This is a genomic window from Streptomyces durocortorensis (genome assembly GCF_016901035.1).
Lineage (GTDB): Bacteria > Actinomycetota > Actinomycetes > Streptomycetales > Streptomycetaceae > Streptomyces > Streptomyces durocortorensis.
Map to the genome: position 1 here is coordinate 1 of NZ_JAFEUF010000396.1, position 3,839 is coordinate 3,839.

At 71.4% G+C, this 3,839-nt stretch carries 4 protein-coding genes; 2 read left to right on the forward strand and 2 right to left on the reverse strand.

Annotation, left to right across the window (positions count from 1 at the left end):
- Together JS521_RS34455 and JS521_RS34460 are read left to right on the forward strand one after the other, a co-directional pair.
- Positions 1-1,750: ABC transporter ATP-binding protein (locus tag JS521_RS34455; RefSeq protein WP_239488233.1), on the forward strand; the 1,750-nt coding region annotated here is incomplete at its 5' end.
- Positions 1,751-1,869: 119 nt separating this feature from the next.
- Positions 1,870-2,130, forward strand: a complete 261-nt coding sequence (locus JS521_RS34460; RefSeq protein WP_205086809.1) for a hypothetical protein — start codon at positions 1,870-1,872, stop codon at positions 2,128-2,130.
- Between the two features lie 25 nt (positions 2,131-2,155).
- On the opposite strand, the gene JS521_RS34465 is transcribed toward JS521_RS34460, so the two are convergent.
- Together JS521_RS34465 and JS521_RS34470 are read right to left on the reverse strand one after the other, a co-directional pair.
- Positions 2,156-2,743 carry a Uma2 family endonuclease gene (locus JS521_RS34465; protein WP_205086810.1) on the reverse strand — a complete coding sequence of 196 codons (588 nt, stop codon included), beginning with the start codon at positions 2,741-2,743 and terminating at the stop codon, positions 2,156-2,158.
- Between the two features lie 55 nt (positions 2,744-2,798).
- Complete coding sequence (locus tag JS521_RS34470; RefSeq protein WP_205086812.1) at positions 2,799-3,617, reverse strand: hypothetical protein; 819 nt, start codon at positions 3,615-3,617, stop codon at positions 2,799-2,801.
- Positions 3,618-3,839 lie beyond the last annotated feature (222 nt).

Here is a 3,839-nt window from a genome sequence, read left to right on the forward strand (position 1 = left end):
CTCCACGCCCCCGCCCGCCTCGGGCCCTTCCCCCCTCCGTCTGCTCCTGGCCCGGGTCCGTCCGCACCGGGGCGTCCTGATCCGGGCGGGGCTGCTCTCGTTCACCGGGTCCGGGGCGGGGCTGGCCATGCCGCTGATGGCGAAGCACGCGGTGGACACCTTCGCCGATGGCCGCTCGCCGGCCGGACCGCTCGTCGTGCTGACCGCGCTCGTCCTCGCGGGGGCGTGCCTCTCCGCGTACGGGAGCTTCCTCATGGCCCGTACGGGCGAGGGCGTCGTCCTGCGCGCACGCGACCAACTGGTCGGCCGCATCATGCGGTTGAAGGTCCCGGCGGTGGACCGGCTGACGCCCGGGGACCTCCAGTCACGGGTCACGAGCGACACGACGCTGCTGCGTACGGTGCTGTCCAGCGGGCTCGTCGAATCGGTCAACAGCGTCCTGATGCTGCTGGGAACGGTCGCCCTCATGGCGTACATGGACCTGACGCTGCTCGGCGTGACGTTGGTGGTGGTCGTCGGTATCGGAGCCGTAACCGCCTTGATCATGCCCCGAATTCAGCGCGCGCAGCTCCGCGCACAGGAGTCCGTGGGTGCGATGGGCGCGGCGCTGGACCGGGTGCTCCAGGCGTTCCGCACGGTCAAGGCGAGCGGGGCGGAGGAGCGGGAGACGGCGGCCGTCGCGGAGGCGGCGCGGCATGCGCACGACCGGGGTGTGTCGGTGGCGAAGTGGGCCTCGGTCACCGAGGTCACGATGACGATGTCGATCCAGCTGGCGTTCCTGGCAGTGCTGGGGGTCGGCGGCGCGCGGGTGGCGTCGGGCTCTCTGGAGATCTCGTCCCTGATCGCCTTCCTGCTCTACCTCTTCTACCTGATGGGCCCGATCGGCGGCCTGGTCGAGGGGTGGACGGGCCTCCAGAGCGGCCTGGCCGCCGTGCGGCGGATCGACGAGGTGGAGTCGCTGCCGGGAGAACCCTCCGCCGGACCCGTGGGCGTACCGGAGGCAGGCACTCCGCTGGGCGTCGCCTTCCAGGACGTGACGTTCGGGTACGGGGACGAGCGCGCCCCCGCGCACCGGGGCGTGACGTTCGACGTGCCGGCCGGCGGGATGGTGGCGCTGGTGGGCCCGTCCGGGGCGGGCAAGTCGACCGTGTTCAGCCTGCTGGAACGCTTCTACGACCATGACGCGGGGACCGTCACGGTGGGCGGCCGGGACATCCGCGACTGGCCGCTGGCCGAACTGCGCGCCTCGATCGCGTACGTGGAGCAGGACGCGCCGGTCCTGGCCGGGACGCTGCGGGAGAACCTCGTCTTCGCCGCCCCGGACGCCGAGGAGAAGGAGCTGACGGATGCGGTGGCCCGGACCCGCCTGGACGCCCTGGTCGACCGGCTCCCCGAGGGCCTGGACACGGCGGTCGGCCACCGGGGCGTCACCCTCTCCGGCGGCGAACGCCAGCGCATCGCCATCGCCCGGGCCCTGCTGCGCCGCCCACGCCTGCTCCTCCTCGACGAGGTGACCTCGCAGCTCGACGCGGTCAACGAACAGGCGCTGCGCGACGTCATCCTCGAACTGGCTGAGCAGACCACGGTGTTGGTCATCGCGCACCGCCTCTCCACCGTCCGGCACGCGGACAGCATCGTGGTCCTGGAGGAGGGCCGGGTCCGCACGGCGGGGACGCACGAGGAGCTGATCGCGTCGGACGACCTGTACCGCGAACTGGCGACGACGCAGTTGACGGCGGAAGTGCGGTGAGGGGTGCTCGGGGCGGTTCGGCGGCGGATGCCATGATGGGAACGTTGAGAGGACCGGTACGTGCGGGAACGGCGTTCCCGACCCTCGGACGGCGCTGACACTTCACGCGAGGAAGCGACATGGGAACCGGAACCGGAACCGTCGAAAGCCCCGCAACCCTCTACGGGCCCGTCTCGCTCGGCCTCGGCGTCGTCGCGCTGATCGCCGCGTTCTTCCTCGGCATCTTCGCCGTTCTGGCCGGGAGTCTGGCGGTCACCTTCGGTGTGCTGGGCCTGATCAGCGGGTTCAACCGGACCCAGTGCCTCGCGGGCCTCGTCCTGGGAGCTGTGGGCGTGCTCTACCCGCTCTCGTTCCTGTTCGCCTTCACCGGCGGCCTCTGACCGCGTCAGGGCCGAGGGCCGCGGGTCAGCGGGCGTAGTCCTTGAGGTCCTCGGTGTCCAGGGTGATGTCGACGGGGTGGGGGAGGGCGGCCGCCTTGCCGTACTCGTACGTCGTCCGCTGCCGGTAGCGGCCCTTCTCCGGCTCGCTGTACACGACGAGGGCATCGTGGTCGCGGTCGATCAGGAGGTAGACCGGGATGCCTGCCGCGGCGTACCCGTCACGTTTCTCCGTGCGATCACGATGGTCCGTGTCGTGGTCGTGCGACGTGACTTCGACGGTCATGAGGACGCGGTCCGGGCTCGACCACTCGCCGTCACCCGCGAAGCGCCCGGCGCGGGCCAGGGTGCCGTCCGGGCGGACGCGGCCGTTGCGGTATCCGCCGATCCGCAGTCCGCGTTCGCGGTACAGCCGCAGCTCCGGCTGCTGCTGCATGCACTGCATGGCGACCCACATGATGATCTCGTCGTGGTCCCCGTCGGGCACGGGCTTGACCTCCAGCTTTCCGTTGATGAGCTCAAGCGTCACGGTCTCGGGGGCCGCGCGGGCGATCTGCTCGAACTCCTCGACGGACATCTGGGCGTGCGGTGCGTGATCGGCGGAGCTGGGGGTCATGGCGTCGCCTCCTCCCCTCCATCGTGCCCGTCGGATCTCCGGGCGAGCTGCACGGTCATCGGTATGTCCTTTCGGATCGAGGAACGAGCCCCGCCCGGACCGCGTTCATCCGGTCCCGTACGCCGGGCGGCTGCACGGCTCCCGGCGGGCCCACCGGCGGCTCGGGAGACGGCCCTCGGCACGGCCGGCAGAGGCCGCCGAGGAGCGCTTCGGGCGGGCCGGGCACTTTGCACTCGCCGCATTCGAGGGTGCGCAGGACGGTCCGGGGCCCCGGCAGGATCGGCTCGGGCGGCAGCTTGTCGCGCAGCCGCCGCTCGACGAGGCGGGCGGCGCAGTGGACGGGAGACGGCAGCCCGCTGGTGAGGGCGTGCAGCAGCTCCGCCTCGGTCGCGCCCCGGGCGATCCACTCACCGGCCTGCGGCTCCAGGCGTACGCAGTCGGCGGCGGACAGCGTCAGCGCCGGGGCCGTCCGCCCCAGGGCCGCCAGCAGGATGAACGCCCGCGAGCGGGTCGGCCGTTGCGGCTCGTCCGGCGGGGCGTCGCCCCGGGTGTAGGCGTTCCACCAGGCGTCCTCGCGTGCGGTGCGGGAGAAGAAGGTCCGGGTCACCCAGAACATGACCTCATCTGTGATCACGCACTCGCTGCCGCGCCGCAGGTGTCCTGCGTCCTGGAGCCGGTTGAGGGTGGTGCTCAGGGCGCACTGCCCGTACGGGAGGTGCTTGGCCAGCGTCTTCACGGAGATGTCGGAGCCGTCGGCCAGCCGGTCGATGTACGCGGCGACGGCGGCGTCACGAGGGAGGAGGTGCGCGAAGTCCCGGTCGGTGCGGGGGCGTTCGCCGGGCGCGGAGCGCTTGCCGTAGCCGGGGTTGGCCATGGGGTGCGGTGTGGCGTGCGTGATGTCACTAAACTGGCTGTCAGCCATGGGGATCGCTTTCTTCGCTTTTTCGATCTTCGGTGGCTAGACCCCTGTCGGTGTTGGAGCACCGGTGGGGGTCGTCTTTTGCCTGGTGGTGGTCTTCCCGCACGCTAGAGCCTGGCGACCGTGCGTCGCAACTCGATCACAAACTGTCAACTTCGCAGCCAGGGTGGGCGGGTG

Excerpts from the sequence above, each read along its gene's own strand:
- JS521_RS34460 (WP_205086809.1), top strand. The coding sequence starts at position 1,870 with ATGGGAACCGGAACCGGAACCGTCGAAAGCCCCGCAACCCTCTACGGG.
- JS521_RS34465 (WP_205086810.1), bottom strand. The coding sequence starts at position 2,743 with ATGACCCCCAGCTCCGCCGATCACGCACCGCACGCCCAGATGTCCGTC.
- JS521_RS34470 (WP_205086812.1), bottom strand. The coding sequence starts at position 3,617 with ATGGCCAACCCCGGCTACGGCAAGCGCTCCGCGCCCGGCGAACGCCCC.